This window comes from Acinetobacter sp. CFCC 11171 (assembly GCF_003268405.1).
Taxonomy (GTDB): Bacteria; Pseudomonadota; Gammaproteobacteria; order Pseudomonadales; family Moraxellaceae; genus Acinetobacter; species Acinetobacter amyesii.
This window is the reverse complement of sequence record NZ_LQXP01000038.1, coordinates 1-26,281: the sequence shown is the minus strand read 5'-3', so window position 1 is coordinate 26,281 and position 26,281 is coordinate 1. Positions and strand designations below refer to the sequence as shown.

Here is a 26,281-nt window from a genome sequence, read left to right as displayed (position 1 = left end):
CTTTAGTTATCCCGATTTTATTTATCTTAAAATCAGATAAATAATCCACGCATGAATTTATCGGTGAAACTGATATTTAAATATCGAATTATTATTTATCTTTTATTTTTAAATCTTTCATCATGATCTGCATTGTCAACAACTATAAGAAACGATATGTCTATTTTGACCCACCCTGCAGTGCCCTCTGCACTGAAACATAAACGGGCAACAGCGACGGTCTTTGCAGACCCGTTATCGCAAGCGTTGTTGTCTCGAATTGAACAAATTGCACCAAGTGAGGCCAATGCACTCATCATTGGTGATACAGGCACAGGAAAAGAGTTAGTTGCACGCCAAATCCACCAATTAAGCCATCGTGCCAAAGGTCCATTTATCGCAGTGAACTGTGGTGCCTTTACCGAGTCATTAGTCGAAAGCGAATTATTTGGACATGAAAAAGGAGCCTTTACAGGGGCAATTAATAGCCGTGTCGGTTGGTTTGAAGCAGCCCATAATGGCACCTTATTTTTAGATGAAATTGGTGACCTGTCCTTGCCTATGCAAGTCAAATTACTCCGTGTTTTACAAGAAAGAGAGATCGTTCGAGTCGGCTCCCTCAAGTCCATTCCGATTAATGTCCGAATCATAGCCGCAACCAATGTCGATTTAGAGCATGCCGTACAGGACGGGCGTTTCAGGGAAGATTTATTCTACCGCTTACATGTGGCGTTGCTACGCATTCCACGTCTCTCAGAGCGTCGTGGTGACATTTTGCCTTTGGTTAAACACTTCATTCAGGTCTATCAAACCAACCCACATGACACACCATTACGCATCAGCCCATTGGCGCTCAAGAAACTCCATTTACATAGCTGGCCGGGAAATATTCGCGAATTAGAAAATACCATTCAACATGCGATTTTAGTCAGTGAAAAAGGTGTGATTGAACCAGAAGATATTAGTTTTTCGAGTATTCAAAGTGCATCGTCGTTTTCTCGTGCAGAACCTTTTAACTTACAAAATGCCACCTCTGCTGTAGCCAACATCAAAAATATTCAAGATGCTGGACAGTTACTTGAGCAGACCTTTTTACAAATTTTTCAAGCCGCAAATCAACTTAAGCATGACAATATTAATGAGCTGATTGAAGAAAAATTTATCCGAAGTGCGTATCAGCACTGTCAATACAATCAAGTGCATACGGCTCGTTTGCTTGGAGTGACAAGGAACGTGATTCGCACTCGCCTAATTAAATATGGCTTATTATAAATAAGTCATATTTTTATTTATTCCACATTAAAATAATAACCCCAAAAACTGATACATAAATATTCATCTACATTATTCTTTATTCATTGCATTATTTTAAATATAAAAAATCAGTAATAAAAAACCTCGGTATATCCCGAGGTTGTTATTTATTTTTCCATTTTGTCTAGATTATTCCACGGGGTTTCGTTTCCACGCTGTAAAGTATTTTTCTAGTCCAATCAAGAAATAGTTAAAGGATAAGCCTACGAGGGTAATGACTAATATGCCTACAAACATTTGTGGAATTTCAAAGCTAAATTGCGAATAAATAATCAGATATCCTAGACCTGCTTTGGCACCAAACATTTCTACTGCAACTAAGGCCAAAATCGAAATCGCCCCTGCCAGACGGATACCGACAAAAATCGTCGGAACCGACGCAGGCAGAATCACTTTTCGGAACAATTGATAGGGTTTTAGGCCCATGGTTCGTGCCGATTTAATCAGTAAAGGATCGACTGTTTGTACGCCTGTAATGGTGTTCAATAAAATCGGCCATGTGCATGCATACACCAACAGGCTGATTTTTGAAGTTTCACCAATACCTAAAAATAAGATGAACAGCGGCATTAATGCCAATGCTGTGGTATTTCGAAACAATTCTAACAATGGATTTAAGGTTTCAGCCACGAGCTTGTACCAACCAATGATGAGACCTAAAGGAATGGCGATCGCTAGGGCCAAAATGAAACCAATAATGGAACGCTTTATACTGGCAAAGAAATGGATGCCTAATTGACCGCTTTGATATAGCTGCCATGTGGTTTCCAATACTACAGATAACGGCGGTAAGAAAGCCGGATTGACCACACCACTCCGCGGCAGAATCTCCCACAGCAAGAAAAAAGCCACAATGGCAATGGTGCGTTTAAAGACCGTGTTTAACCAAGTGAATTGTAGTCTGGGTTTAATGTCGTTATACGATTGCGTATAACTGATGGCTTGTTTAGTCGATGACATAAATAAATCCTCTGAATATTTTAGTTATGTGCAAGCTGTTTATGTTTTTCGAGGGCTTGCGCTTTAATCACTTCTTCACTGAGCAATGACCAAATTTTATGGCGAATTCGGCCATATTCAGGCAATGAGCGGACATCTTCACTGGAGCTGCGCAGGCTTTGAGGAATTTCAATCACTTCCTTAATCCGACCCGGTCTCGAGGTCATAATCGCCACACGCTGACTCAGATAAATTGCTTCATCAATACTGTGAGTAATAAAAACAATGGTTTTTTTCGAACTTTTCCAGATATTGATCAGCTCGGCTTGTAAGGTTTCTCGGGTTTGCGCATCTAGGGCAGCAAAGGGCTCATCCATTAATAAAATTTCTGGTTCATAAGCCAAACTTCGGGCAATCGCAACCCGCTGTTTCATCCCGCCGGAAAGCTCATTCGGATAATGCTTTTCAAAGCCACTGAGACCCACAAGCTGCAAATAGTATTCGGCTTTTTCACGGCGTTCTTTTTTTGCTACGCCTTTGGCTTCTAGACCAAATTCGATATTTTCCAGTGCGGTTAACCATGGATAGAGCGCATATTGCTGAAACACAATGCCACGGTCTAAACCCGGTTGAGTAATCTGCTTGCCACTCAGTAAAATCTGCCCTGCCGACGGTTTGGTTAAACCCGCAATTAAGTCTAATAATGTAGATTTTCCGCAGCCACTTGGCCCCACGATTGAAACAAATTCACCCGGCTGAATATCCAAAGTAACATTTTCTACAGCAACAAATTCAGGCTTATAGTTTTTACTGCCTACATGGTTCTGTGCAGGAAAAACCTTACGCACGTGATCTAAATGTAATGCACTGGTCATTATTATGTTCCTTTTGATTTTTGGTCTTTCGCATAGGGATTAAATTCATTGCTATAGATGCGACTGACCTCAATTTGATTCGGTTTTAATTTGTGTTCTTTTTCTAAGGCACTCACCCATGGGGCAAAATCCTGATCTTTTTGCACACCACCACTTCGTGGACACCTGTGCCTGTGTAATATGGAATCAGTGCTGTATTTTCATTGCGTTGACGTTTTTCGATAATACTTTCCATACGGGCAATGATTTGCTCTTTCGGCGTGTTGTGTAGCCATTCTTGAGCTTTGGCCACGCCACTGACAAAAGTACGAGCCAACTCGGGATGCGCTTGAATAAAATCTCCGCGCATCGAAAAACTCCCTGCGGTAAAGGGGCCGTATAAATCAATATCTTTAAAGATGCTGCGTACACCACCATTTTTTAAGGCCCGTTTTTCCAAAATGCCAGAGAACACTGCAATATCAATTTGCCCATTCCTTAAGGCTTGTTCTGAGCTCACCGGTGGCAACATAATCAGCTCAACTTGACGGATTTCATCCTCAGTTAAGCCATGACGGGCCAAATAATCTTTCACCACAAAGTCATAATGCGCCCCGTAGGCATTCACTGCGACTTTCTTGCCAATAAAGTCTCGTGGGCTACGAATAGAACTATTTTCTAGCACGTAGAAACCCACGTTTTGCTCAGCATCACTGCCATAAGAAGCCACTACGGGGACGACATCTAGACCCGCAGCGATGACCTTCACCACAGCGCCATTAAAGGCGCCAGCAAAATCAACATCACCGGCCACCAAAGTGAGTAAATCTTGTGGCCCACCTTGTACCGTGCCGACATAACTGAGTTTAACGTCGCCTAAATAGCCCAAGTCTTGTGCCAATTCAGGTAATGACACCAGTCCCGGATAGCTTTGATAGCGTAGTTCTTTTAAAGCCACTTGCTGAGGTTCATCCACTCGCTGTGTGCTGCAACCAACCAAGGCTGTGCCACCGACCAATGCTGCAAGGAACATATTGCGCCAGAGTTGAGGAATGTTATGGATTGTCATTTTTTTCATTGTTATGTTCTCCTATCCAACCTGCTGCCAAGCTAAAACTTTACGCTCAACCCAAGTCAGTACCGTATTGAGCAACACGCCCACAATGCCTATCAGCAACATGCCAAAAATAATCAGTTCGACATCAAAAGCCTGACGCCCTTGAATCACGATATTGCCTAGACCATTGCCATAGTTCGCCAATAAAAATTCAGAGCCGATGGTGGCAAGCCATGCGAAAATCAGCCCAAGTTGTAAACCGACAAAAATCTGCGCCGAAGCACCGGGTAATATCAATTTACGAAACGCGTATGTCTTGGGAAATTGGTAGACTTCGGCCACTTCACGATATTTATGCGAAATACTGCTCACACCTTCAAAGGTGTGTAGCGCCACGGGATAAAACACCGATAAGGTAATAAACAGCACTTTGGCGCCATGTCCCGCACCTAAAAAGGTCGAAATTAGTGGCAACCATGCAAACAGCGAAATTTGACGCAATACATGAAAGCTCGGTGCAAATAACCAATTCGAAAGGCGTGAACTCGCGATTAAGATGCCAAATAACACACCCGCTATCGCACCTATGCCATAGCCGATAAAATTTCGTGCCAAACTTTCGCCAAAGCCTGTCAAAAAGCTCGGTTGTTGGAGCACGGTTACTGTTTTTTGCAGCACGAGCCATGGACTAGGAATCAACTTTGGATCAACCCAATTTTGCTGTGAGGCCACTGCCCACAGTGCGATAAATGCCACAGGTAGAACGAGCGCTTTTACTGCTTTAACTAAGACTTGGCGCGCTGCCCCGCGTAATGAAAGGATGCTCATGAGTTGCCTCCTACTCGGGTTGCGTGAAAGCGTGCCGTTTTTTCTAACCAAGCCAGCAAGGTATCTAAGACATAGCCCGTAATACCAATCAGAATGATCGCCATGAAGATCAAGTCCATCTGCATTAGCTGACGTCCCCACACCATGAGATAACCAATTCCTTCACTACTTGCTAATAACTCGACAAAAACCAATGCCAACCACGCCTGCATAATGCCCTGACGTAAACCACTGATCACACTGGGTAATGCTGCTGGGAAAATCACTTCTTTGAGTTTCTGCCAATTGCTGTATTGGTAAACCTCTGCCACTTCCATCAAACTATTCGGCACATGAGTAATGCCCTTATAGGTTGCAATCAACACCGGTGGTAAAACAGCCAATGAAATAGCGGCAATCTTCAAAGCCTCATCGATGCCTAAGAAAATCATCAATAATGGAATCCAGCCAACAATCGGAAATTGAGCAACAAGATTCACCGTCGGAAAAATAAAGTCCCGACTACGCTTTGCTAATCCCAACACAGTACCAAGCAAAATCCCGACACTGGCACCAAGCAAGACACTCCATAAAATACGTTTGGCACTGATGGCAAAATGAAAACTCAATTCACCGCTTTGCCATAATTCGACTGTGCTTTGCCACACCAGACTCGGTGCAGGTAAAATCTGCTCAGGCAACCACTGTTTAAGTGTTGCCACATACCATAGACCGAACAACAAAACTGGCATCAGGAGTCCACACGCCACTTGCAAAGTTAGTTTTAAATAGGTCTTAAAAAAATCCAACGCACTTCGGTCACTTTGCAAGGGAACCGAATGTGCAGATACATCCGTAAGGCTCATAATTCTTGTCCTTTTACGCTCTGTTCTGAGACATCAGGTTTTAAAAATTGAATAAATTCCTGATCTTTGCTGATCAAAATAATCAGACCAATAAATACCAGCCCGATCGGTAAAAATAAATTTTGTAGTCCAACCTGTGCGCCAAATACGGCACCTATCAAGCCACCCAACAGTCCACCCGAAGGTCCGACGAGGGCTAAAATTGGAGAAATCTTAGCCATCGCGGTTTGCTCACCGACTCGGGCGAAAGACATAAAATTGGCGATATGCAACATACCGAGTCCAAGTCCAAACATGACCGAAGCAGGCCACATCAACAGCGTGATTTTGGTTAAGGCTAAAATCAGTAATGCCGTTGCCATCAGGCTTAGGCCAATCAAATAAAACTTTTGATAACCCATCAGCTCAGCCAAACCGCCCATGCTAAATAGCGATCCCACAAAGACGATGCCTTGTACGGTCAGCAGCATCACCGCCATTGGCTCTGAAAGTGCAAAACTTTGGATAGCAATCACCACAATGAAAAAGCCAAAGTAGTTATTTGCCACGCTGCTCAAAAATTCCAATATGCAAACAATCCGTAATGAGGCATGGGTTTTGATGAGTGCCAAAGGCGCCACAATATCTCGCCATTGAAAATGCGGGCAATTCGTCGCTTGTGGAGTGCTACGTTGAAAGCACCACGGAGCCAACAGCAAGGTGCCTAAAAAAAGCAAAGACACCACATAAAAACTTCCGCCATAGCCGAAATGCTCGATCAACAACACGCTCAATGCAGGCGCAATCAGGAAATATCCCATCATGTGCGAACCGCGAAACCAACCCGCACGGGCTGGACCTAAACGTTTTAAGTTGCTCAAAAAAACGGTATTGATCGAAACAAAGCGCATGGGTAAGACAAAACTTACTAAGGCTGTGACTGCAAAGAGATACCATGCACCGGCTTTGAGTGGCGTTAAGCTATAGACCACAGCGCCCAACACACTGCCGATGCAGAATATTTTCAAAGACCCAACGCGCTGTACCAACACGCCAATCGGCAATGCCATGATCAAAATGCCAAAATTTGCGCTGCTGAAATTAACCCCAATTGCAATTCGGTGGCTTCTAAATGCACGGCATACAAGGAAATTAATACCCGTGCTACGCCTACCCCTAGTCCAGCCAAAATCGTAAGCAGCACAAAACTGCTCATAAATTTGGTGGTTAATGGACTGGCAATCACATTGCTTTCAATCGGACGACTCATGGCTGCGACTTACTTCGGTTGACCTTGAGCATTTAATTGGCGCCAGTAACCCTCTAACTTCAGCTCTTTCAAGGCATTATTCAGATACTTCGGCTCATACCATGTTTTGGTATCCACATCACGACGGATTAAGCGTGCGTCTTTGGCAATTTTTAAAGCACTGTCAATTTGTGAACGGTGGAACTCGTCTAGTAGCGGTGTAGTACGGTCTTTTAAATTCCAGCCATCCCACGTTTTTTGATAATCCACCAACGGAATGCCACTTTGTGCCCAAAGTTTATATTGCGCGCTACGATTGGCTTCTTGAGAACTCCACTGCGCCTGTTTAATCAGTGTCGTGACGACACGTTGCACCACCTCTGGATATTGTTTTTCAAAGCTTTCTGTCACCCAAAAGTGCGCAATCGGTGATACTTTCGGATCTTTAATTTCTAGTAAAGTTTTCGCCACACCACGCGCTTGCAAACTAAATGGTGAAGTAATCGTGGCATCAATATCACCTGTCGCTAATGCTGTACGTGCCGAATAGGCATCTTGCGAAATCACTCGTAAATCGCGCTCAGTTAAATTGTATTTTGCTAATACACGGTTAAAGACGATCTGACCATTGGTGCCTTTAAAGACGGAGAATTTTTTGCCTTTGAGATCTGCAAAGGATTTGGCATTAGAGCCGGCAGGCACCACCACATAAGTTGGGCTAAAACGCCCTGTTGAAAACAACACTTTGGTTTTTAATCCCGTTGAACGTCCAACCAATGAGGGCAAATCGCCATGCAATGCAAAGTCAACTTTGCCATTGGCTAAAGCTTCATTGGTTGCAGGGCCTGCTCCTGGGAAGAACAGCCAATTCACCTTAATGCCATCTTTTTTAAATTCTTGTTCGAGCACACCTCGTAAATGTGCTGTAGCTACAAAACTACCGCCCACTTTGGGTTTACCCCCCTCACCCGCGCCTGATACAGAAATACGAATTTCTTTGGGATTGGCAGCATGCAATTGAACACTTAAACCAAGTGCTGAAAGTGCCAAGAATGTGGCTGCGATTTTTTTAGAGATAATTTTCATTTTAAATGTTCCTTAATGGTTTAAATATTTGAATTAAAAGGTGTACTGAACCTGAGCTTGCAGCTCATTGGTGTCTTTTTGATTTGCCGTTTCGACATCAAACAGGTAGTGATTCAGCTGTAATTGGAATTTTGTGGTTTGCGCAAAAATAGGTTTAAACCCAAAGAGTGAATGTCATATTCACCAATACGACCGCTCGCGGTGTCGAGATAGCTTGCGTTGTTTTTATTCGGGTTATAGCGGTCAAAACGGTAATAGCCTTGGACTGACTTTGGCCAGAAATCATCAAATTTGGCATTGGATTTAATACTGTTGTAGAACTGATCGCCCAAGGTGTAGAAAGCGGTAAAAGTATGCCCTTCCGCTTTGGCTTCTTTGATGTCTTGGGCTACAGTGTCGACATAATCGGTCTTGCCTTGCAGATATTCATAGGTCACACCAAATGGAGCGTGGTTATAATAAATATCGAAACCCAAACGATCACGTTTTGCAGCATCATCACTGATTCCGCCGGCTGAAATTTTCGATTCGCCTTTGATATAAGAGGCCCCAAACTTTAACTCACGGAAAATGCTGGCGTAGTCCACTGGCAAGGTAAAAGCCACACGACCGATATAATCTTTGCCGTTGTTGTCATCCGCCTTATTACTGGCATTCCCATTGGTTACCCCTAAGGCATACTCAAATAGCGGCGCACGGTAGTTCGATGCAAAGTCGACAAAAGGTTTGGCATCACCACGGACGATAAAGCCATTTTGACGGCTAAACAGTCCTAAAAAGGTCGAAGCTGCAGCGGTACTAATGGTCGGACGCAAATCTTCAGGAGACTGCACATCTAGACCAAAGGGCAATAACTGCTGACCGAGCGTAAAGTTCAGTTTGGCAGTTTCAGGGCCAGCATTGGTGGCAAAAGCGTTATAGCGAACAAAGGCATCCAGTAAGTTAAAGTTACTGTCATTGGTGCCATCATTGCGTTTGCCATAACCAAAGGACAATTGATAATCGAGGTTTTTGCCTTCGTTATAATCACGGAATAAATTCCCGCGTACACCGATCAGCGCAGTCCCAATATCAAATGTCGATTTGGTTGCACCCAACACACCCGTTTCATCGAGCGCACTGGCACGTAGTTGAACTGTGCCATACAGGGTTGTATCACGAGTCGATTTTGTAGTTTGACGTTCATATTGACGTGACTGATCGTACTTATAGTTTTCAATATCTGCACGTAAGCCGTCGATATCTTCGGATGTTGCTGTGGTCACTTCTGAAACCTGCGTTTCACCTTCAACATCAGCGGCGTTGGTCGTATCGTCTGTCGTCACAGCGGCCGTTTCGACGACTTGGCTTTTCGTCGCACCAGATTCCACGGCATTTAAGCGTTTTTGCAAACTCTCAATTTGTTGTTTTAAGCTACTCAGTTCTTGCTGAAGTGCTTCATCCGATGCAAAACTCAGCTGACTGGTTGCGGATAAAATCAGTCCGACCGCAACGGTTAATGTGGTTTTTTTCATGATTTGGTTTCACTAACATTTTTCCCAAAGCGCAAAATCCCCCAACCCCATGCAAGGTGCATGAAGTGAATGTACTGCGTGGGTTTTTTAAAAATTAATCTGAGTGGTCGTAGGTTTTATTCAACTTATGCACGACCGAAACTCGAAGACAGCTTTTAGAATTTAAGCGCGCATCATCGCGAGTGTCATAGCACAACAACATGCCTGTTGTAGGACACGAAAAGCAGAAAGATATCGATGCGTAAAAGTACTCATAAATGTTCCATATAGTGGTGAGTTTTGTTCATTCTAATATGGCAACAATTGTGCCAACATTTTAAGTATTTATTTTTTAAAGTTTTATTATTTAAACCTGATAAATTCTGTTGGTTTTAACGCCAAAAAACTGTTAGTTATTCAACAGTTGCTTATTTCAAATCATCAGTTATTTCCATTTTTATATCTCATTTTATGAAATAAGAAATACGCTTTGGGCTTTTAATAACTGATGTTACGCCTGTAAAAGTAATTTCGGATTTTTAAAATGATTTTTAAATCTATTCGATGGAGTCTTACATCTAGGGATTGAATAACGGGATTAGCCTTCGGCTGGAGGTACTCTTACGAAACGTTGTTTCTCATTCGACAAAATGAGAAGCGTGCTTCACAAGGAAACCATCTTGCGGTGCAATACACCTCACCGACAAAACTCGTTCAATACCATCAAATGATTCAAAGGATCGCAAAAACATTTTTGATTAAAAGTCGTCTTGTCTCAAACAATTGCGGATGACACTACCGCGTATCGTTCTTTTATTTGGATCAAATTGCGCTTCTGATATTACTAGAGCATAAAAAAACCCACTGACGTGGGCTCTTTTCAATTGATTTTAATTACCGCTTATTGACCAAATTTAGTCGCCATGGCAGTTAATTTTTGATAACCCGTCGGTAGCAAACGTTGAATTAAATCAATCGCTTTTGCATCATTACCAATCAATAAACGGCGCTTATCTTTTTGTACTGCTTTAATGATTTGACGAGCCGCTTCTTCAGGTGGACAACGCAAGAATTTATTAAACGACTGTGCCGATTTTTGTGGGTTCATGCCTAAACTTTTCAAGCTGTCATTCATTTTTGCGGCATTGGCAATATTGGTACGAATACCGCCCGGATGTACACATAGCGCACTCACGCCACAATTTTCAATATCCAATTCTTGGCGTAAAGATTCGGTAAAACCACGTACTGCAAATTTAGTGGCATTATATGCCGACTGTGTTGGCTGTGCAGTTAAGCCAAACAAGCTGGAAATATTGATGATATGACCTTCACCACTTTGCTTGATATACGGTAAAAATTCTTTGGTGCCATAAACCACACCCCAGAAGTTAATATTGACAATCCACTCCAGTTCTTCATAGCTTGCCCCTTCAACGGTCGTGCCCAATGCCACACCCGCATTGTTAAAAATCATATTCACCGAACCATGATCTTTAACAGTCTGTGCTGCCCATGCTTTCATTGCTGCAAGGTCTGAAACATCAAGTTTTTGCGTGGTTACACGTACATTGCTGGCTTTCACCAATTCAACGGTTGCCGCTAGACCCTGTTCATTCACATCGCTTAAAGACAGATGACAGCCTTGTTTCGCCAAAAGCACTGCCAATTGCTGACCAATACCTGAACCTGCACCTGTAATGGCAGCCACTTTATTTTTGAAGTTTTTCATTGTGATTCCTTATTCCTTTATGCTGCCGCTTGGCTTTATCACAGCGTGATCTCATTTGCCAATGTGTGCAGTTCGTCAACTTAATATAGTTTTGACAATACATATTGTCAATGTCATCTTAGGACGTGCTAAGCTGTTGAAATCGCCAATGCTTAAACATAGGTTTAAACTGAAATTATTGCTAAAATAAGACAAAATTCTGCTTTAGTTCAGCGTATATTTTCATGACAGATGCAACAAATCACACAGAACAACAACAGGCAAAAAATGTGAAGGAACGTCAATTTAAAGGGCTTTCTCTCAGTGAACGTAAGCAAGCGCGACGTGAAAAACTGATTGAAGCCGGTATAGAAGCCTATGGAACACATGGCTTTTTTTCAGTGACTGTGAAAGATATTTGTTTGGAAGCCAAGCTGACCGAACGCTATTTTTATGAATCATTTAAGAAAAGTGAGCAACTGTTCCAGACCATCTTTTTAAAATTAATCGATGAACTGCAACAAAATGTGATGCAAGCCATCATGCAAGCATCTACCGATTCTAAAAAAATGATTGAAGCGGGTTTAACCGCCCTATTGTTAACTTTAAAAAATAATCCCCGTATGGCGCGCATCATTTACATCGATGCCATGTTGGTACAAGAGCTACATAACCAAGCCACAATTCATGAAACCATGATGCGCTTTGACCGTATGATTCATGCCTTTGTCATGCTCATGATGCCGAATATTGATCGTTCAGAACGCGAAATTTCAATGGTCGCAACAGGTCTCAATGGTTATGTCACCCAAATCGCGATTCGCTGGGTCATGAGTGGTTACAAACAGCCGATTGATGAAGTTTTATCGTCATGTAGCGTGGTCTTTTTGGCCTTGTTGGATGCTTTTTCTGAAAAACCCAGGAAATAAATTTTGTCCTCAACACTGATCTTTACAATTTTTTGAATGATTTTTTTGTGACAACAGCATGATGCAAAGCCCATGTTGTTGAATATTTCAGGATTTAAATTGTCACAATTTCTTTCTAAACCCCAATGAAAGATCATTTTTGCAATGATACTGTCATAATTAATCTTTGTAATAAGCCTGTCATAAATATAAAACGGTCTACCGTTTACATAAAATAGGGTATTGCGCTGTGAAAGATGACTATATTTTAATCGTCGACGACGAACTCCCGATTCGGGAAATGATCCATACTTCACTGGATATGGCTGGTTTTCAATGTCAGCAAGCTGAAGATGCCAAACAAGCGCACCAAATGATTGTGGATCAGCGTCCTGCACTGATTTTATTAGATTGGATGATGCCTGGCGGCGTGAGTGGTGTAGACCTATGTCGTCGTTTAAAACGCGATGAAAATTTGTCAGAAATTCCAGTCATCATGCTCACTGCGCGCGGCGAAGAAGACCATAAAGTCCAAGGTCTGGACGCGGGTGCAGATGACTACATGACCAAACCCTTTTCCACCCGTGAGTTAGTGTCACGCATTAAAGCTGTGCTGCGTCGCTCAAATGCATTGGGTGGTGAAAAAACCATTGATGCCAATGGTTTAATCCTCGATCCAGTCAGCCAACGTGTCAGCTTTGGTAACACCATTTTAGATATGGGACCGACTGAATATCGTCTACTGGCCTTCTTCATGACTCATCCTGAACGTGCCTATACCCGTGCTCAATTATTAGATCAGGTTTGGGGTGGAAACGTGTATATTGAGGACCGTACCATTGACGTTCATATTCGTCGTTTGCGTAAAGTTCTTGAACCTTTCCAAGCCGATCGTTATGTGCAAACTGTTCGTGGTACAGGTTACCGTTTCTCTACCCGTGCAGACGCTGTGATGGGTTAGTCATTTTAGGTCTTTAATTTTCTATGTACGAACCGTATCCCGTCCCTGAACTTGCCAGTGAACATAAAAAATTCCGTTACAGCAGTTTATGGACTTTTGCCAAGCAGGATTTGAGACTTCTGGCATTTTTCCTACTCATTGCTGCACTCATCGGCTTTGGTATCGGGTACTTATGGATCTGCATCTTAATCGCCTTTGCAGTGTTCTTTGCATTGCAAATGCGTTCGCTGTACTTAGTCAACGAATGGATTTCAAACCGTCCTTATGATGTCCCGCCAAATTTAGACGGTATTTGGGGGGCTTTGCTCTTTAATGTATACCGTGCGCAGCGCCAAGAACGCATTGTACAAGCTGAAATGGTCGGCCTGATTGACCGCGCTCAATCTTCCTTAGTAGCACTTGCTGAAGCTGTGGTATTGATTGATGAATTACACCAAATCGAATGGTGGAACCCTGCCGCAGAAAAGCTTTTGGGGATTCAACAGCTCGATCAAGGGCGCAATATTTTAAGTATTTTAAGACAGCCTAGTTTTATCGAATACTTTACCAATATCGATTTAGCCCCCGATGGTTTAAAAATGAAATCATCGGTACTTGAAGACCATTATGTGCAAGTCAAATTAACCCGTTTTGGTCGCGAAAGTCGTTTATTGGTGGCTTATGACGTCACGCGCATGCATAACCTTGAGCAAATGCGTAAAGACTTTGTCGATAATATTTCACATGAGTTACGCACACCGCTCACGGTTTTAAGTGGTTATATCGAAACCTTTACCGATCAGGAAGATTTAAATCCACGCTGGAAACGTGCATTCGATCAAATGCAGTCTCAAACCCGCCGTATGAATGCTTTGGTCAATGACTTGTTATTATTATCTCGTCTGGAAAATGATAAAAAAGTTGCTAAAAATCAAATCATTGAAATGCCCAGCCTAATGAACCAACTATATGACGATGCACATGCTTACAATGTGGATTATGGACATACACTGAATCTCGAGATTGATAGTCACTGTGACCTGATCGGATCAGATATGGAATTGGCGAGTGCCTTTAGTAACCTCATCACCAATGCAATTAAATACACCCCCAAAGGCGGTACTGTGACCATTGGTTGGCATGATGATGGTACGCATGGTTATTTTACCGTTGAAGATACGGGTATCGGGATTGACCCGAAACACTTACCCCGTTTAACGGAACGGTTTTACCGTGTGGACAGCGCACGTAGTCGCCAAACGGGAGGAACAGGTTTAGGTCTTGCCATCGTGAAACACGTTTTGATGCAACATCAGGCACACCTTGAAATTGAGTCCAAAGAAAACCGTGGTTCGCTGTTTAAAGTCGTCTTCCCTAAAGAACGCTTGTATCATGTGAGCTAAGCAGAATCATCCTGCCGGTCTTGCTGTGCTTCCAACTGTTGTTCTTGTTGTTTGGCACGGCGATATGCAGGACGCTGTTGCATCCGTTGTAAGAAAGCCTGAATTTGTGGATATCGCCCTTGAGTTCTGGTCATGACGGCTTCTAATGGAAACGTCATCTGAATATCCGCAAAGCTAAACGGTCCCGCAAAATATTCATTTTCCGCTAAATGTTTTTCTAAAAACTCGATATGTTCTTTTAAGCGAGGTCGTATAAAACCTTTTTTGACCCCATCACAAATGCGATTAGCTACGGGTTTGATGACCCAAGGTACATGGCGTGGCACATTGCTCATGACCAACTGCATCACCAACAACGGCATTAGAGAACCTTCGGCATAATGCATCCAAAAGCGATATTGTTGTTTTGAATGTTCCGCCTTGGCTGCAAAAAAATCATGCCGATCATACTTCTCTTGTAAATACTCCAAGATCGCTGCAGATTCTACCAAGACCAGTCCATCATCCTGCAATATGGGCGACTTCCCTAAAGGATGGATGGCTTTAAGCTCAGGGGGAGCAGACAAATTTGGCTGGCGCAGATAAAACTGAACCTGATAATCCAGTCCTAATTCCTGCATTGCCCATAAAATACGAAATGAACGAGATTTTTCTAGATGATGTAGCACCCGCATGGGTTCATCTCCTATATGAAGTCTAAAATTTTCTTATTTCTGGCAAGCCATTATTATTTTGAAGTAGTTAAATCATAAAAAGTGTCAGATCACTGCTTAGGGCTATATCAAAACTAAATTTTGCACAGTACAGCAGCGATCTGCTTTTAAATTAAACTAGAGTAGTTTTAATGTCTACACTGCGCAATAAAGTTTTTGTCACTGGGGTTTTTTCACAAATGGACAAGATTTTTTGCTCTAATTCTGCATCCAAGGACGTTTGAAAATGCAGGCGTCGCTCAACCCATTCAGCTCCTTCACGGTTCGCACAAAAGTCTGCCTCGACACGAAACTCACCCAATTGGATTTGTTTATGTGCTGCATACATGCGCAAGGTAATCATTGTGCATGAGATTAAAGATGCGCACAGTAAATCATACGGTGCTAAACCTAAGTCCCCGCCGCCAAATGATTCGGGCTTATCGGTAATAAGTTGATGTTTTCCACTCTGAATTTCACCTGACCACGGTGCTTCTAAGGTGTTTACTGTTGCCGTTGCGACGATACCCATAATGACTCCCTCATGGTTATGCCGCACCATTTTCACCACAGGTACGGCTGTTCATTTTTATTTTTAAGTTAACGTGATGGACGCATTTTATCAGGGAAAGCCGGTGCTTCTAGTCGTGGACCATCATAGTCTGGAATAGAGCCAAAGCGTTCGTCCTGATTAATCCACTGCTCACGGGCAATATTCAATTCTTCTTGTGTACGCCCCACAAAATTCCACCACAGCAAAATCGGTGATTCAAAAGGTTCACCTCCTAATAATAAAACACGGCCACCTGCATGTAGGTCAATTTTGACTTGGGTTAAGCCCGGCTCAAGTACCACCATATTGTCTTCATTGAGCTCGTGACCATTGATACTGGCAGTCCCTTCGAGGGCCATAAAGCCATATTCAAATTTTGGATTGAGCGGCAGGACGGTACTTTGACTTTCCGAACTACGCAGATCGACACCCAATAATTCACTATGTACTTTTACCGGCGATTTAGTCTGTAAAAATTCACCCACCAATACCGTCAATTCAATCCCGTCTTGTGTCACCACAGGCAACTCTGGGTAATGGTCAAACTGGGGCGCCATATTGATTTTGTCATCTGGCAATGCAATCCAAAGCTGCGCAGCATGCATTTGTGTTTCAGACTCTGGAGCAACCTCAGTATGCGAAATACCATAACCCGCTGTCATGAGATTGACTTGTTTGGGCTGAATTAACTGATGTGTGCCCAAACTGTCGGTATGCATCATGGTGCCATCAATCATCCAGGTAAACGTTTGCAAACCAATATGTGGATGTGGACCGACATCTAAGCCATCACCTTGCGGAAAATGCACTGGACCGGCATGATCAAGGAAACACCATGCACCAATCATCCGTTTATGACGACTTGGTAAAGCACGTTTAATCACTGTGCCTTGACCAATTTCAGCACGGCGCAGTGGAAATTCTTGAATGAACTGATTGACGTATTTTTCACAATCGTCGGAATGAGATATTTCTGTGTAATTAGTATTGGTCATATTCTTACCCTAAATTTGGCTAAGCCGAAGCAAGGACTACCGGCTAGAGCTATGCATTTTTTTCCATTATATCTGCATTAACTCAATCTTCTTCAGCTGTCATTAATACGCTGAATCACAGAGATAGGACAATCGTTTTTTTGTTGCCTAATATGACATACAGCATAACAGTTTTCGATGCTTATTTAGACAATATCCAATGCGAAATTAATTGTTCAAATCACGTGAAATGTAAATTTAAGTAACATAAATTAACACTCACTTTTGACCAAACAATACCATATAATTCGCAAATCGTTGAAATTACGTGTTTAATTTTAAATAAAAATGGTATAGATTATTTGAGTTACATAAAATTACATACAAACCATGCTCACCCGTCGGTAATCTTGCATGATCAATGAGTATAAGAAAGAATCACGTGCACTGATCCAAAAAGCCTTGAAAGGAACCGTTGTTCGCGTTCCTGCTCAATTTCGTCAAGAATTTTTCCACTACCATCGTCGTCAACTTTTTAAATTCTTTTTCCAAGTCAACATCGTTGCACAATTGGCCTATCTCTCTTATGCCATAGCGGATTGGTTTATGTTGCCCGATGTGGGTTTGCTCGCGATAGGCTTAAAAACGGCCTATACCTTACTGATGATGGGCATCACATGGGGCATTTATACAAATAGCAAGAGCATTTTACTCTTTGACTTGATGCTTCCCCTATCGATCGTTGGTGCTTCTGCGCTGTGGTTTAGCCTACTCAATTTATCCAATAGCCCCGATGTGCCGATCTATTTATATGCATCTTTGGTTTTTATTGTGTTAGCCAATTTATGTGTGCAAATCCGCTTTAAGGCTGCTGTGCTCATTTCTCTATGTATCAGTCTAATTTTACTGATTGGGGTGTATTTCGCCATTTCTGGCAATATCCATCAACTACAACTGTTTATCTTGATCTATTCGCCCGTATTGTTATTTAGTTTGTATATCAGTTGGAATTCAACGCAAAAATCTAGAATTGTATTTTTACACAGTAAACTCGATCAGTTGAACCGTGAAGCGCTCAATATTATGGCGCATACCGATGTGCTGACTGGCTTAAACAATCGCCGTCAATTTATTCAACTTGCCAATTATCATATTCATCATCAGTCCAAATCGTTACAGCCGCTTTCATTACTGATTTTTGATGTCGACAAATTTAAAAATATTAATGATCAGTTTGGGCACTATATTGGTGATCATGTTTTACAACAAATTGCCGAAACGTGCCGACATACTTTACGTAGCCAAGACATCATTGCCCGCTTCGGTGGTGAAGAATTTATTATCCTTTTACCGCAGACACACCTGCGTCAGGCTCAAGATATTGCCGAACGTCTGCGACGGGCAATAGCCGATGATTATTTAGAACTTGATACACTACAAAAACTTAAATTTACCGTTTCAATTGGTGTTGCCGAATTTGGTCAAAAAAACCGTGATCTACAAAGTGTAATTCGCATGGCCGATCAGGCACTTTACCAAGCAAAATCTGCAGGAAGAAATCAAATATCAACTTATAAAACAGCAAGTTAATAGTATATTTTGTAACATTCAACAGACGATTTTTTATCATTCATTCGAAAAATCCCAAGTTTCAGGTAGATATTTTTGTATATTTTTTATTCATAATTTTCCTAAGCCATTTATGGAGAAGGGACATGTCTGTTGATGTACGAATGAGTTCTCGGACTAATTCGTCTGCTCAGGAAGTTCGTAAAAATCATAATCATACTTTGAAACTTTCTGAGTGTGATCTTGCCAATCGTGCCGAGATTGAACAAGCCATTGCAGATCCTTTTGCACGTATTCCTACGCAGTTTAGAAACTATTTTCTACAACATCAGTATGCCCATCAGTTACCTTATTTACGTCAAGTGAACTACATGGCGCAGATTACGTTTCTTCTTTATTTCTTTGCTGACATTTTTATTATCCCAGACATGTTCTTTTGGTCAGGTCTTTCTCGAGTGGCCATGATTATTGCTGCCCTATTGGTCAGCTTTTATCTGTTTAAATACAAAAAAGATATTCGTGTGCTCGACATGATCTTACCGATTGGGACGGTCTGTAGCACCGCGATTTGGATTAGCTTATTACTGGCTTCAAATAGCCCAATGGTCTCGTCCTATATCTATGGTGCAGCGATCTTTATCTTGATTGCCAATGTCTGCGTACAAACACAATTTAAGCCAGCCTTGTATTGTTCGGGTCTCATTTCGCTATTGGTGTATTTTGCGGTGAGTCAGCTTTTATCATGGCAAGAAGCACTGATTTTTGTGGTGGTGTCTATTCCTGTTTGGATGATCAGCCTGCATATGAGTTGGAACAATACGCTCAATGCACGTCGTCATTTTTTACGTACCCTACTTGACGACTGGAATATGCATACACTGAAAAATTTAGCGCATACAGATGAACTCACTCAGTTATATAACCGTCGTCAGTTTGTTCAATTGGCTGAGCATCGTATCCATGAATGGCCAACGCCTGCAAGCACTTGCTTATTGATGTTTGATGTCGATCATTTTAAACATATTAATGATAATTATGGGCATGATGTTGGTGATCAGGTACTGCAATGTATCGCTGAAACCACCCGCAAAGAAATGCGCCAAAAAGATGTCTTGGCTCGTTTTGGTGGTGAAGAATTTATTGTGCTTCTGTCTGAAACGCAAATACAAGATGCAATGTTGATCGCGGAACGTATTCGTTTAACGCTTCAAAATCAATCATTGCTGAATGTCGCAAATCACCCGATCCAATTTACCGTCTCCATTGGTGTTTCACAGCTTAAATCACATAAACAAAATTTAACTGAACTGATTAAGCAAGCGGATATTGCGCTGTATCAGGCAAAAGAAAATGGCCGTAACCGTGTAGAGCGCTATGATTCAAGCATGAAGCCGGAACGTAAATCGACAAAGTCATGGCAAAGCTTTACCCATAAAGTGAAGCCTAAAGCTGAACCGAATAATGAAAGCGATAGTAGTTGGTCAATTGTTTATAAATAGAATGTTGAGATATAAAAAAGGACGCCGAAGCGTCCTTTTTTCTTAGAAATATCTAGGTTTCCCTAAATAGCCGCGAGCATAGCTTTCGGCGTAATTTAGGCAAGAAGCTTCGCTTCTTGAAATCCCTCACTGCCGCGAGCGTAGCTCTTGGCGTAAAACTGGCACGAAGCAGTGCTTCGTGAAACCCCAGTTTTACTCCCATTCAATAGTTGCAGGTGGTTTAGACGATACGTCATAAACAACACGAGAAACTTCTGCAATTTCATTCATGATACGAGTCGAAATCTTGTCTACAAGATCATAAGGAAGGTGTGCAAAACGTGCAGTCATAAAGTCCACAGTTTCTACAGCACGAAGCGCGATTACCCATGCATAACGACGGCCATCACCTACGACACCCACAGATTTCACAGGTTGGAATACAGCAAATGCTTGCGCAGTTTTGTCATACCAGCCACTAGCGCGAAGTTCTTGCATGAAGATGTCATCTGCTAGACGAAGGATGTCAGCATATTCTTTTTTCACTTCACCAAGAATACGTACACCTAGACCCGGGCCTGGGAATGGATGACGGTAAAGCATTTCAAATGGAAGACCAAGAGTTGTACCTAAACGGCGTACTTCGTCTTTGAACAAATCACGGATTGGCTCAACCAATTCGAATGCTAAATCTTCTGGTAAACCACCTACGTTGTGGTGTGATTTAATCACGTGTGCTTTACCTTGTTTGCTTGCTGCAGATTCAATTACGTCTGGGTAAATGGTACCTTGAGCAAGGAAGTTCACACCGTCAAGCTTACGTGCTTCTTCAGCAAAAACTTCAATGAATTCACGACCAATGATTTTACGTTTTTTCTCTGGATCAACTTCACCAGCAAGTGCTGTTAAGAAGCGATTTTCAGCGTCAGCACGAATCACGCGGATACCCATGTTTTTCGCAAACATGTCCATCACTTGCTCGCCTTCGTTCAAACGAAGTAAACCGTTATCTACGAATACACAAGTCAATTGGTCGCCAATCGCACGGTGTAAAAGTGCAGCTACAACAGATGAATCGACGCCGCCTGAAAGACCCAATAGAACTTTTTGATCACCAATTTGCTCACGAAGTTGTTCTACGCGAAGATCGATGATGTTTTCTGAGTTCCACAAGTTACGGCAACCACATACGCCATGTACGAAGTTAGACAATAACTCAGCACCTTTCGCAGTGTGTGTCACTTCAGGGTGGAATTGGATACCGTAGAAACGACGTTTTTCATCAGAAACCATCGCCACTGGGCAGCTTGGTGTGCTTGCAGTGATTTGGAAACCTTCAGGAATTTGAGTCACTTTATCGCCATGACTCATCCATACTTTTAATTGGTCTTTGGTATCTTCAAGATCACCAATTAAAGCATCACGGACTTTAATATCAACTTCTGCATAACCGAATTCATGTACAGTACCTGGCTCAACTTTACCGCCAAGCTGTTCTGACATGGTTTGTAGACCATAGCAAATACCTAAAACAGGTACACCAAGTTCAAATACAACTTGTGGTGCGCGCGGACTACCTTCTTCATGAACACTTTCTGGACCACCTGAAAGAATGATCCCGTTTGGGTTAAATGCACGAATGTCTTCTTCAGACATATCAAATGCGTACATTTCTGAATAAACACCAGCTTCACGTACACGACGTGCAATAAGCTGACTATATTGAGAACCGAAATCCAAAATCAGGATACGGTCTTCAGTAATTTGGGTATTGGTAGTCATGGCAAACAACTATGCAGGCAACGAATATAAGCGCCGTATTCTAACATTTTTCTTGGACTTTCGCACACTATTCGGACAGGGGCAAAAATCCCAAGCCAAACGGTGTTTTTTACAACACATTTCAGGACTTTACCCATCCGCTTTCAATCAGCGGTAGACATGAAAAAAGCGGCAGAACGCCGCTTTGATGGATGCTCGGACTCATAACCGCTTTATTTTGATTTTTCAATCCAATGATCAAAACTGAATTTACCAGCACCATGCAGCATGAGAAATAATAAGCCGCCAGACATCGCCAAGTTTTTCATAAAGTTAATGCCATCTTCAGCACCACCATGGAATAAAAATGCAGTGATTAAACTAAATACGGTTAGACCCAATGCCGCAAAACGCGCTTGAAAACCAAACAATAAAGCTAAGCCACCACCCAACTCGACTAAGATAGTAATCGGAAGAAGTCCAGCTGGCACACCCATTGACTCCATATAACCTGCTGTTGCAGTGTAAGCCGTAATTTTCCCCCAACCTGCCACAATAAAAATATAAGCCATTAATATACGTGCAACGAGACTGATCACTGCATTGATTTGCGGCTGTTGACTCAGATTTTTCACCACTAGATTTGGATTAAACATACTGAAACCTATTCTTAATACTGTTCAAAAGATGTGCTTAGATTAGGTCGTTTCTTATTCTCTTTAAATATGCTTTTATAATACTCATCATTCCATATATAGAACGATTTTACTGATAATTAATTACGTTTTAATACTGACTTTGCTGCCCCAGACTGATAGCATCAGACCACTATTTTACGCATATAAGCCCCATGGAACTGATTGATTTTATACTACATGTTGATGACCATTTACTCGAGTTCATTACCAATTATGGCGTATGGATTTATGCAATTCTGTTCCTGATTATTTTTGTTGAAACCGGTTTAGTGGTCATGCCCTTTTTACCCGGTGACAGTCTTCTGTTTGCAGCAGGCGCCCTCGCTGCGTCAACAGGTGCCATGGATCCGTGGGTTTTGGTGATTTTGCTGTTTATCGCGGCAGTCTTGGGCGACACGCTGAACTACCATATTGGTAAATATATTGGCCCACGTGTCTTTGAAATTGAATCACGCTTCATTAACCGTCAACATTTGGTGAATACGCAAAAATTCTTTGAAAAACATGGTGGTAAAACCATTATTTTTGCCCGCTTTATTCCTTTTGCACGAACCTTCGCGCCTTTTGTCGCAGGTGCAGGCAGCATGAACTACAAGTACTTCCTGACTTTTAACATGATTGGTGCGATTTGCTGGGTTGGCTCATTTATCACTTTGGGTTATTTATTTGGCAATATGCCCATCGTGAAAGATAACTTCACCCATCTGATCTTCGGCATCATTATTATTAGTGTTTTACCGGGTGTAATTGGTTTTATTCGAGCAAAATTAAAGAAATAAACTGATGTGGTGAATGCCTTTAAGCAAAAAAGCGCAAAACCACGGGAAACATACATAAAATCAGCATCAGGGCCGACCCTTTATACAGAAGATCGGCCTTAATTTTTTGGGTCTTACCAGCCAAAATCGTCCGTCCAAATGACATCCAAAACAACGCAACCGGCAGCAAAACCACGCTAAATACAGCGAAAACCAAAATAAAATTTAATGGGCTTACCCAAGTTTCAATCGGGAAAATACCTGCAGCAAAAAGTAACGCTTTCGGATTTTTTAACGAGGAAATGAATAATTCACGTGGTTGAATTGAAGGATGTTTTTGATTGTACTGATGTAAATGCGTCGATTTCCACAAATGAAAAGCCAACCATAAAACATAGGCAATACTGAGAAAATGTAGCAAGTGAATTAAATTCGGCCACACTGGAGCGCTTAAATGAATAATCAACGCCCATAAATTAATGGCATAGAAATAGCCCAATAATTCTGCAGGAATCAGCATGCACGTCTTTGCAATGCCTTGTTGATGTGCAGAGCTTGCCATTAGTGCATTGCTAGGTCCCGGCGTCATCATCACCGCAATCATTGCCAATACAAACAGCCAACTCTCAATCATAAATATCCAGACAATGTTTCAAAGCGCACACCTTAGCCGAAATGAATTTAAAAAAACAAGTACGCGCTAGGTCAGTTTTATCCTTGTACAAGTCAATGCACTCACGCTGAATGTTCAAGACCAGTAGGAGGTATTAAAATTTACGAATGATATTTAATTTAATTTTTTCATAGATTTAAATATTTTATTGGCTCTAAATAGTGAAGTTTATTTGACTCAAAAAAAATGCCAGTAGACGCCTCGCCTACTGACAAATTTTATTACACTTTTCTCATAGCACAGGCCTGAGCCCCTGCTCATGATCCGTTTATGATTTTGCTGCGGTAGCCGAATTTGCGCGAACGATAATCGGACAACCTTTAAATTTTGCTGCCTGTACAATCGCTTCTTGCTCACCTAGAACGCGTGAAAGTTCGGTACCTTTGGTATTTGAAGATTGTCCCATATTGACCGAAATACTCGGACCAATTCCCCAACCTCCACGGCTGCCCCAGCCACCACCGAGGCCAACACCGACACCAACGCCTGTGCGCTTCGGTGTTTCTACACCATTTTGAATATAGTCGTGGATCCGGTTGTATTCGCTTTGCAATTGTTGGCAACTCAAAGACTGATACTGTGTAGGTGAAACATAGCTTGGTTTAGGCGTACTTGCACATGCACCCAATACAACAGCAGTGAAAGCAACTAGACCACATTTAAGTGCATTCATACTTTTCTCGATACTACTTTTGCTCAATTTCATTGAACAATGATTGATAGGCTTGCGTCAATTTATGATCTGCAGCCAAATGGATTAAAGGTTGATTTTTATGATGAGATTCTTTCATCAGCACCGAAGGCGGTAACATGCTCTCCAAGACAGGAAGACCTTCATCTTTGAGTTGTTGTACAACTTCACGTGGTAACTTCGCCTGTGCTTGAAATTGATTGACCACAATGCCTTCAATTTCCAAACGATCATTATGATCATCCTGCGTTTCCAACACATTTTCGATTAGGGTCTGTAAAGCTCGTTTTGAAAACACGTCACAGTCAAATGGAATCAGCACGCGATCTGCCGCAATCAACGCAGATAAAGTAAAAAAGTTAAAGGCCGGCGGTGTATCAATAAACACTCGATCATATTGACCGCTCATCTGCTGCAAAGCATCACGCAGTTTGTAAATTTTATGCTTAGATTCTAAGGCATGTGCCAACGCACCCAAATTTGGGCTTGCAGGAATTACATCTAAATTTTTAAACGGTGATTGATGTACATAGCTTTCTAGACCTTTAGTACGATTTTTTAAAATCGAACCAATGGCATTTCCCAACAAACCTTTACTTTGTTGCGTCCCCAAGACTTCTTCAAAATAATTTTCAATATTGGGTTCAAGTGCGGGCTTATCTGCTGAGTAGGTCGCATCATCCCCCAACAAATATTGACTTGAATTGGCTTGAGGGTCGAGGTCAATCACCAAAGTTTTTAAACCTTGGTGCGCGCTTATCGCAGCTAAATTGACCGTAATACTCGATTTCCCCACACCACCTTTTTGGTTAAATACCACACGCGTACGCATTCAAAACCCTCTAATCTTTGTTTTTCTACTCAAGCCTTGAAATCGGCCATGTGGATAAGCCATTTATCCAAAAACTGGTTTGATTATAACCAATGTAATGATGAAAATAAGTGCAACAGCTGCAATAAATAAGCCCGCACGGCGCTGAACCAATAAAACACTGTCATCTTTTTTATACGCTTTAGATAAAGAAGACAGCAAGGCCAAAAACAGTACAACTTTGGCATAGAACCATGGCTGCACGTCAAAGTTCTTCATAAACAATAAGATAATTCCTGTTACGGCAATTAGCATCATTGAGCCATGTTGCAATGCAACAAAAAACTTACGACCTGCTGGATTCGGTAAATTGCCCTGCGTCCCTTTGAATAGTGTAAAAGCACGAATGAAAATGGCAGCACAGCCTAAAGCCACGCCACACATATGAATGATTTTAATGATTAATTGCGTTTCCATGGCTCACCTTAAGATGACTTAGGTGCATGCGCACATTCAGGGCTAGTGGTGTCTTGACCTTTCCATTCTTCAGGTAAAAACGCATGAATGGCCAAGGCATGAATTTGCCCCGGACTAAGTAAATCACCGGCTGCGGCATAGACTTTTTGATGACGTTGCACCAAACGCAAGCCTGTAAAAGCCTCACTCACGATCACCGCTTTAAAATGCGACTCTTTACCTGGGAAATAACCACCATGACCTGCGGACTCATTCACCACTTCAAGATGTGTAGGCGCTAATGTCTGTAGACGCTCAATTAATTGCTGTTCTAAACTCAAAACGGCTCTCCCAAATTCAAAAAAGGTTCAACTGGTCTTAGTATAGCCTGTATTTGTTCAAGTTCTTGTGTCGCAAAGTTGCTGAAACCGCCTGAATTGCATGATTTCATCAAAATGGAAGCCTTTGACCTGCAAAAATATTCCAATTTTCAAACAAATTGTTTTTATTTTATGCAAACGATGCACAGTTTTTCATAAAGTTATTGACCTGAAAAATCCTTAATGTATTATACGTGGCTAT

At 41.9% G+C, this 26,281-nt stretch carries 26 protein-coding genes and 1 pseudogene; 7 read left to right on the top strand and 20 right to left on the bottom strand.

From position 1 onward, the window contains the following. Window positions 1-156 precede the first annotated feature (156 nt). Window positions 157-1,251, top strand: a complete 1,095-nt coding sequence (locus tag AVJ20_RS15050) for a sigma-54 interaction domain-containing protein (RefSeq protein WP_111885797.1) — start codon at window positions 157-159, stop codon at window positions 1,249-1,251. A 171-nt stretch (window positions 1,252-1,422) separates the two neighbouring features. Here AVJ20_RS15050 and AVJ20_RS15045 read toward each other — a convergent pair whose 3' ends face one another. The 10 genes and pseudogenes from AVJ20_RS15045 to AVJ20_RS15005 all read right to left on the bottom strand — a co-directional run bounded on the left by AVJ20_RS15045 (window position 1,423) and on the right by AVJ20_RS15005 (window position 11,355). Beyond that, window positions 1,423-2,253, bottom strand: a complete 831-nt coding sequence (locus tag AVJ20_RS15045) for an ABC transporter permease (RefSeq protein ID WP_111885796.1) — start codon at window positions 2,251-2,253, stop codon at window positions 1,423-1,425. 20 nt (window positions 2,254-2,273) lie between these two features. Next, on the bottom strand, window positions 2,274-3,107 hold the full coding sequence (locus AVJ20_RS15040) for an ABC transporter ATP-binding protein (RefSeq protein WP_078191496.1): 834 nt from the start codon (window positions 3,105-3,107) through the stop codon (window positions 2,274-2,276). 112 nt (window positions 3,108-3,219) lie between these two features. Beyond that, complete coding sequence (locus AVJ20_RS15035; protein ID WP_111885795.1) at window positions 3,220-4,164, bottom strand: ABC transporter substrate-binding protein; 945 nt, start codon at window positions 4,162-4,164, stop codon at window positions 3,220-3,222. A gap of 12 nt (window positions 4,165-4,176) precedes the next feature. Beyond that, entirely contained in the window at window positions 4,177-4,971 is a 795-nt protein-coding gene (locus AVJ20_RS15030) for an ABC transporter permease (RefSeq protein WP_111885794.1), read from the bottom strand. Next, window positions 4,968-5,816 (bottom strand): ABC transporter permease, encoded by an 849-nt coding sequence (locus tag AVJ20_RS15025; RefSeq protein WP_111885793.1) that lies wholly within the window; start codon window positions 5,814-5,816, stop codon window positions 4,968-4,970. Before AVJ20_RS15025 ends, AVJ20_RS15030 begins: the two co-directional genes overlap by 4 nt. Continuing rightward, complete coding sequence (locus AVJ20_RS15020) at window positions 5,813-6,865, bottom strand: MFS transporter (RefSeq protein WP_265735981.1); 1,053 nt, start codon at window positions 6,863-6,865, stop codon at window positions 5,813-5,815. The genes AVJ20_RS15025 and AVJ20_RS15020 overlap by 4 nt, the downstream gene beginning before the upstream one ends. A 2-nt stretch (window positions 6,866-6,867) precedes the next feature. Next, window positions 6,868-7,065 (bottom strand): hypothetical protein, encoded by a 198-nt coding sequence (locus AVJ20_RS18765; protein ID WP_228157228.1) that lies wholly within the window; start codon window positions 7,063-7,065, stop codon window positions 6,868-6,870. A 9-nt stretch (window positions 7,066-7,074) separates the two neighbouring features. Next, window positions 7,075-8,130 (bottom strand): ABC transporter substrate-binding protein, encoded by a 1,056-nt coding sequence (locus AVJ20_RS15015; protein ID WP_111885791.1) that lies wholly within the window; start codon window positions 8,128-8,130, stop codon window positions 7,075-7,077. A 33-nt stretch (window positions 8,131-8,163) separates the two neighbouring features. Further along, window positions 8,164-9,644 (bottom strand): annotated as a pseudogene (locus tag AVJ20_RS15010) (DUF3138 domain-containing protein). Between the two features lie 880 nt (window positions 9,645-10,524). Next, the gene (locus AVJ20_RS15005) at window positions 10,525-11,355 is read right to left on the bottom strand and encodes an SDR family NAD(P)-dependent oxidoreductase (protein ID WP_111885790.1); all 831 of its coding nucleotides are present in this window, start codon (window positions 11,353-11,355) and stop codon (window positions 10,525-10,527) included. Window positions 11,356-11,579: 224 nt separating this feature from the next. Here AVJ20_RS15005 and AVJ20_RS15000 point away from each other — a divergent pair, with 224 nt between their 5' ends. The 3 genes from AVJ20_RS15000 (at window position 11,580) to phoR (ending at window position 14,585) form a co-directional block, all read left to right on the top strand. Continuing rightward, the gene (locus tag AVJ20_RS15000; RefSeq protein WP_111885789.1) at window positions 11,580-12,263 is read left to right on the top strand and encodes a TetR/AcrR family transcriptional regulator; all 684 of its coding nucleotides are present in this window, start codon (window positions 11,580-11,582) and stop codon (window positions 12,261-12,263) included. Window positions 12,264-12,492: 229 nt separating this feature from the next. Beyond that, window positions 12,493-13,203 carry a phosphate regulon transcriptional regulator PhoB gene (phoB, locus tag AVJ20_RS14995; RefSeq protein WP_078194048.1) on the top strand — a complete coding sequence of 237 codons (711 nt, stop codon included), beginning with the start codon at window positions 12,493-12,495 and terminating at the stop codon, window positions 13,201-13,203. Between the two features lie 23 nt (window positions 13,204-13,226). Continuing rightward, window positions 13,227-14,585 (top strand): phosphate regulon sensor histidine kinase PhoR, encoded by a 1,359-nt coding sequence (phoR, locus tag AVJ20_RS14990; RefSeq protein WP_078191505.1) that lies wholly within the window; start codon window positions 13,227-13,229, stop codon window positions 14,583-14,585. Here phoR and AVJ20_RS14985 read toward each other — a convergent pair. The 3 genes from AVJ20_RS14985 to AVJ20_RS14975 all read right to left on the bottom strand — a co-directional run bounded on the left by AVJ20_RS14985 (window position 14,582) and on the right by AVJ20_RS14975 (window position 16,825). Next, window positions 14,582-15,259 (bottom strand): glutathione S-transferase family protein, encoded by a 678-nt coding sequence (locus tag AVJ20_RS14985; RefSeq protein WP_111885788.1) that lies wholly within the window; start codon window positions 15,257-15,259, stop codon window positions 14,582-14,584. The two genes, phoR and AVJ20_RS14985, sit on opposite strands and share 4 nt — an antisense overlap. A gap of 151 nt (window positions 15,260-15,410) precedes the next feature. Then, on the bottom strand, window positions 15,411-15,809 hold the full coding sequence (locus AVJ20_RS14980) for an OsmC family protein (protein WP_111885787.1): 399 nt from the start codon (window positions 15,807-15,809) through the stop codon (window positions 15,411-15,413). A 68-nt stretch (window positions 15,810-15,877) separates the two neighbouring features. After that, window positions 15,878-16,825, bottom strand: a complete 948-nt coding sequence (locus AVJ20_RS14975; protein WP_078194052.1) for a pirin family protein — start codon at window positions 16,823-16,825, stop codon at window positions 15,878-15,880. Between the two features lie 393 nt (window positions 16,826-17,218). Between AVJ20_RS14975 and AVJ20_RS14970 the strand changes: the two genes are divergently transcribed. Further along, window positions 17,219-18,394: a sensor domain-containing diguanylate cyclase gene (locus AVJ20_RS14970; RefSeq protein WP_111885786.1), complete on the top strand. Its 1,176-nt coding sequence runs from the start codon at window positions 17,219-17,221 to the stop codon at window positions 18,392-18,394. Between the two features lie 143 nt (window positions 18,395-18,537). Beyond that, window positions 18,538-19,872 (top strand): GGDEF domain-containing protein, encoded by a 1,335-nt coding sequence (locus AVJ20_RS14965; protein WP_228157232.1) that lies wholly within the window; start codon window positions 18,538-18,540, stop codon window positions 19,870-19,872. 192 nt (window positions 19,873-20,064) lie between these two features. Here AVJ20_RS14965 and guaA read toward each other — a convergent pair whose 3' ends face one another. Further along, on the bottom strand, window positions 20,065-21,633 hold the full coding sequence (guaA, locus tag AVJ20_RS14960) for a glutamine-hydrolyzing GMP synthase (RefSeq protein WP_078194056.1): 1,569 nt from the start codon (window positions 21,631-21,633) through the stop codon (window positions 20,065-20,067). Window positions 21,634-21,845: 212 nt separating this feature from the next. Beyond that, complete coding sequence (locus AVJ20_RS14955; RefSeq protein ID WP_078191513.1) at window positions 21,846-22,268, bottom strand: DoxX family protein; 423 nt, start codon at window positions 22,266-22,268, stop codon at window positions 21,846-21,848. 194 nt (window positions 22,269-22,462) lie between these two features. Here AVJ20_RS14955 and AVJ20_RS14950 point away from each other — a divergent pair, with 194 nt between their 5' ends. Then, window positions 22,463-23,089 carry a DedA family protein gene (locus AVJ20_RS14950; RefSeq protein ID WP_078191514.1) on the top strand — a complete coding sequence of 209 codons (627 nt, stop codon included), beginning with the start codon at window positions 22,463-22,465 and terminating at the stop codon, window positions 23,087-23,089. Between the two features lie 19 nt (window positions 23,090-23,108). Here the strand turns inward: AVJ20_RS14950 and AVJ20_RS14945 are convergent, their stop codons facing one another. The 5 genes from AVJ20_RS14945 to AVJ20_RS14925 form a co-directional block, all read right to left on the bottom strand. Then, window positions 23,109-23,702, bottom strand: coding sequence for a LysE family translocator (locus tag AVJ20_RS14945; RefSeq protein ID WP_111885784.1), 594 nt, complete (start codon window positions 23,700-23,702; stop codon window positions 23,109-23,111). Between the two features lie 307 nt (window positions 23,703-24,009). After that, window positions 24,010-24,414, bottom strand: a complete 405-nt coding sequence (locus AVJ20_RS14940) for a hypothetical protein (protein ID WP_111885783.1) — start codon at window positions 24,412-24,414, stop codon at window positions 24,010-24,012. A gap of 13 nt (window positions 24,415-24,427) precedes the next feature. After that, on the bottom strand, window positions 24,428-25,264 hold the full coding sequence (locus AVJ20_RS14935; RefSeq protein ID WP_111885782.1) for a ParA family protein: 837 nt from the start codon (window positions 25,262-25,264) through the stop codon (window positions 24,428-24,430). Window positions 25,265-25,327: 63 nt separating this feature from the next. Then, entirely contained in the window at window positions 25,328-25,720 is a 393-nt protein-coding gene (locus AVJ20_RS14930; RefSeq protein ID WP_111885781.1) for a SirB2 family protein, read from the bottom strand. 8 nt (window positions 25,721-25,728) lie between these two features. Then, a complete protein-coding gene (locus tag AVJ20_RS14925) occupies window positions 25,729-26,040 on the bottom strand; it encodes a BolA family protein (RefSeq protein ID WP_078194061.1) in 312 nt (103 codons plus the stop codon). Window positions 26,041-26,281: the final 241 nt, after the last annotated feature.

Bases quoted from the DNA above. Each gene is read 5' to 3' on its own strand.
- AVJ20_RS15050 (WP_111885797.1), top strand. From the start codon at position 157: ATGTCTATTTTGACCCACCCTGCAGTGCCCTCTGCACTGAAACATAAA.
- AVJ20_RS15045 (WP_111885796.1), bottom strand. From the start codon at position 2,253: ATGTCATCGACTAAACAAGCCATCAGTTATACGCAATCGTATAACGAC.
- AVJ20_RS15040 (WP_078191496.1), bottom strand. From the start codon at position 3,107: ATGACCAGTGCATTACATTTAGATCACGTGCGTAAGGTTTTTCCTGCA.
- AVJ20_RS15035 (WP_111885795.1), bottom strand. From the start codon at position 4,164: ATGAAAAAAATGACAATCCATAACATTCCTCAACTCTGGCGCAATATG.
- AVJ20_RS15030 (WP_111885794.1), bottom strand. From the start codon at position 4,971: ATGAGCATCCTTTCATTACGCGGGGCAGCGCGCCAAGTCTTAGTTAAA.
- AVJ20_RS15025 (WP_111885793.1), bottom strand. From the start codon at position 5,816: ATGAGCCTTACGGATGTATCTGCACATTCGGTTCCCTTGCAAAGTGAC.
- AVJ20_RS15020 (WP_265735981.1), bottom strand. From the start codon at position 6,865: ATGGCATTGCCGATTGGCGTGTTGGTACAGCGCGTTGGGTCTTTGAAA.
- AVJ20_RS18765 (WP_228157228.1), bottom strand. From the start codon at position 7,065: ATGAGTCGTCCGATTGAAAGCAATGTGATTGCCAGTCCATTAACCACC.
- AVJ20_RS15015 (WP_111885791.1), bottom strand. From the start codon at position 8,130: ATGAAAATTATCTCTAAAAAAATCGCAGCCACATTCTTGGCACTTTCA.
- AVJ20_RS15005 (WP_111885790.1), bottom strand. From the start codon at position 11,355: ATGAAAAACTTCAAAAATAAAGTGGCTGCCATTACAGGTGCAGGTTCA.
- AVJ20_RS15000 (WP_111885789.1), top strand. From the start codon at position 11,580: ATGACAGATGCAACAAATCACACAGAACAACAACAGGCAAAAAATGTG.
- phoR (WP_078191505.1), top strand. From the start codon at position 13,227: ATGTACGAACCGTATCCCGTCCCTGAACTTGCCAGTGAACATAAAAAA.
- AVJ20_RS14985 (WP_111885788.1), bottom strand. From the start codon at position 15,259: ATGCGGGTGCTACATCATCTAGAAAAATCTCGTTCATTTCGTATTTTA.
- AVJ20_RS14980 (WP_111885787.1), bottom strand. From the start codon at position 15,809: ATGGGTATCGTCGCAACGGCAACAGTAAACACCTTAGAAGCACCGTGG.
- AVJ20_RS14975 (WP_078194052.1), bottom strand. From the start codon at position 16,825: ATGACCAATACTAATTACACAGAAATATCTCATTCCGACGATTGTGAA.
- AVJ20_RS14970 (WP_111885786.1), top strand. From the start codon at position 17,219: ATGATCAATGAGTATAAGAAAGAATCACGTGCACTGATCCAAAAAGCC.
- AVJ20_RS14965 (WP_228157232.1), top strand. From the start codon at position 18,538: ATGAGTTCTCGGACTAATTCGTCTGCTCAGGAAGTTCGTAAAAATCAT.
- guaA (WP_078194056.1), bottom strand. From the start codon at position 21,633: ATGACTACCAATACCCAAATTACTGAAGACCGTATCCTGATTTTGGAT.
- AVJ20_RS14955 (WP_078191513.1), bottom strand. From the start codon at position 22,268: ATGTTTAATCCAAATCTAGTGGTGAAAAATCTGAGTCAACAGCCGCAA.
- AVJ20_RS14950 (WP_078191514.1), top strand. From the start codon at position 22,463: ATGGAACTGATTGATTTTATACTACATGTTGATGACCATTTACTCGAG.
- AVJ20_RS14945 (WP_111885784.1), bottom strand. From the start codon at position 23,702: ATGATTGAGAGTTGGCTGTTTGTATTGGCAATGATTGCGGTGATGATG.
- AVJ20_RS14940 (WP_111885783.1), bottom strand. From the start codon at position 24,414: ATGAATGCACTTAAATGTGGTCTAGTTGCTTTCACTGCTGTTGTATTG.
- AVJ20_RS14935 (WP_111885782.1), bottom strand. From the start codon at position 25,264: ATGCGTACGCGTGTGGTATTTAACCAAAAAGGTGGTGTGGGGAAATCG.
- AVJ20_RS14930 (WP_111885781.1), bottom strand. From the start codon at position 25,720: ATGGAAACGCAATTAATCATTAAAATCATTCATATGTGTGGCGTGGCT.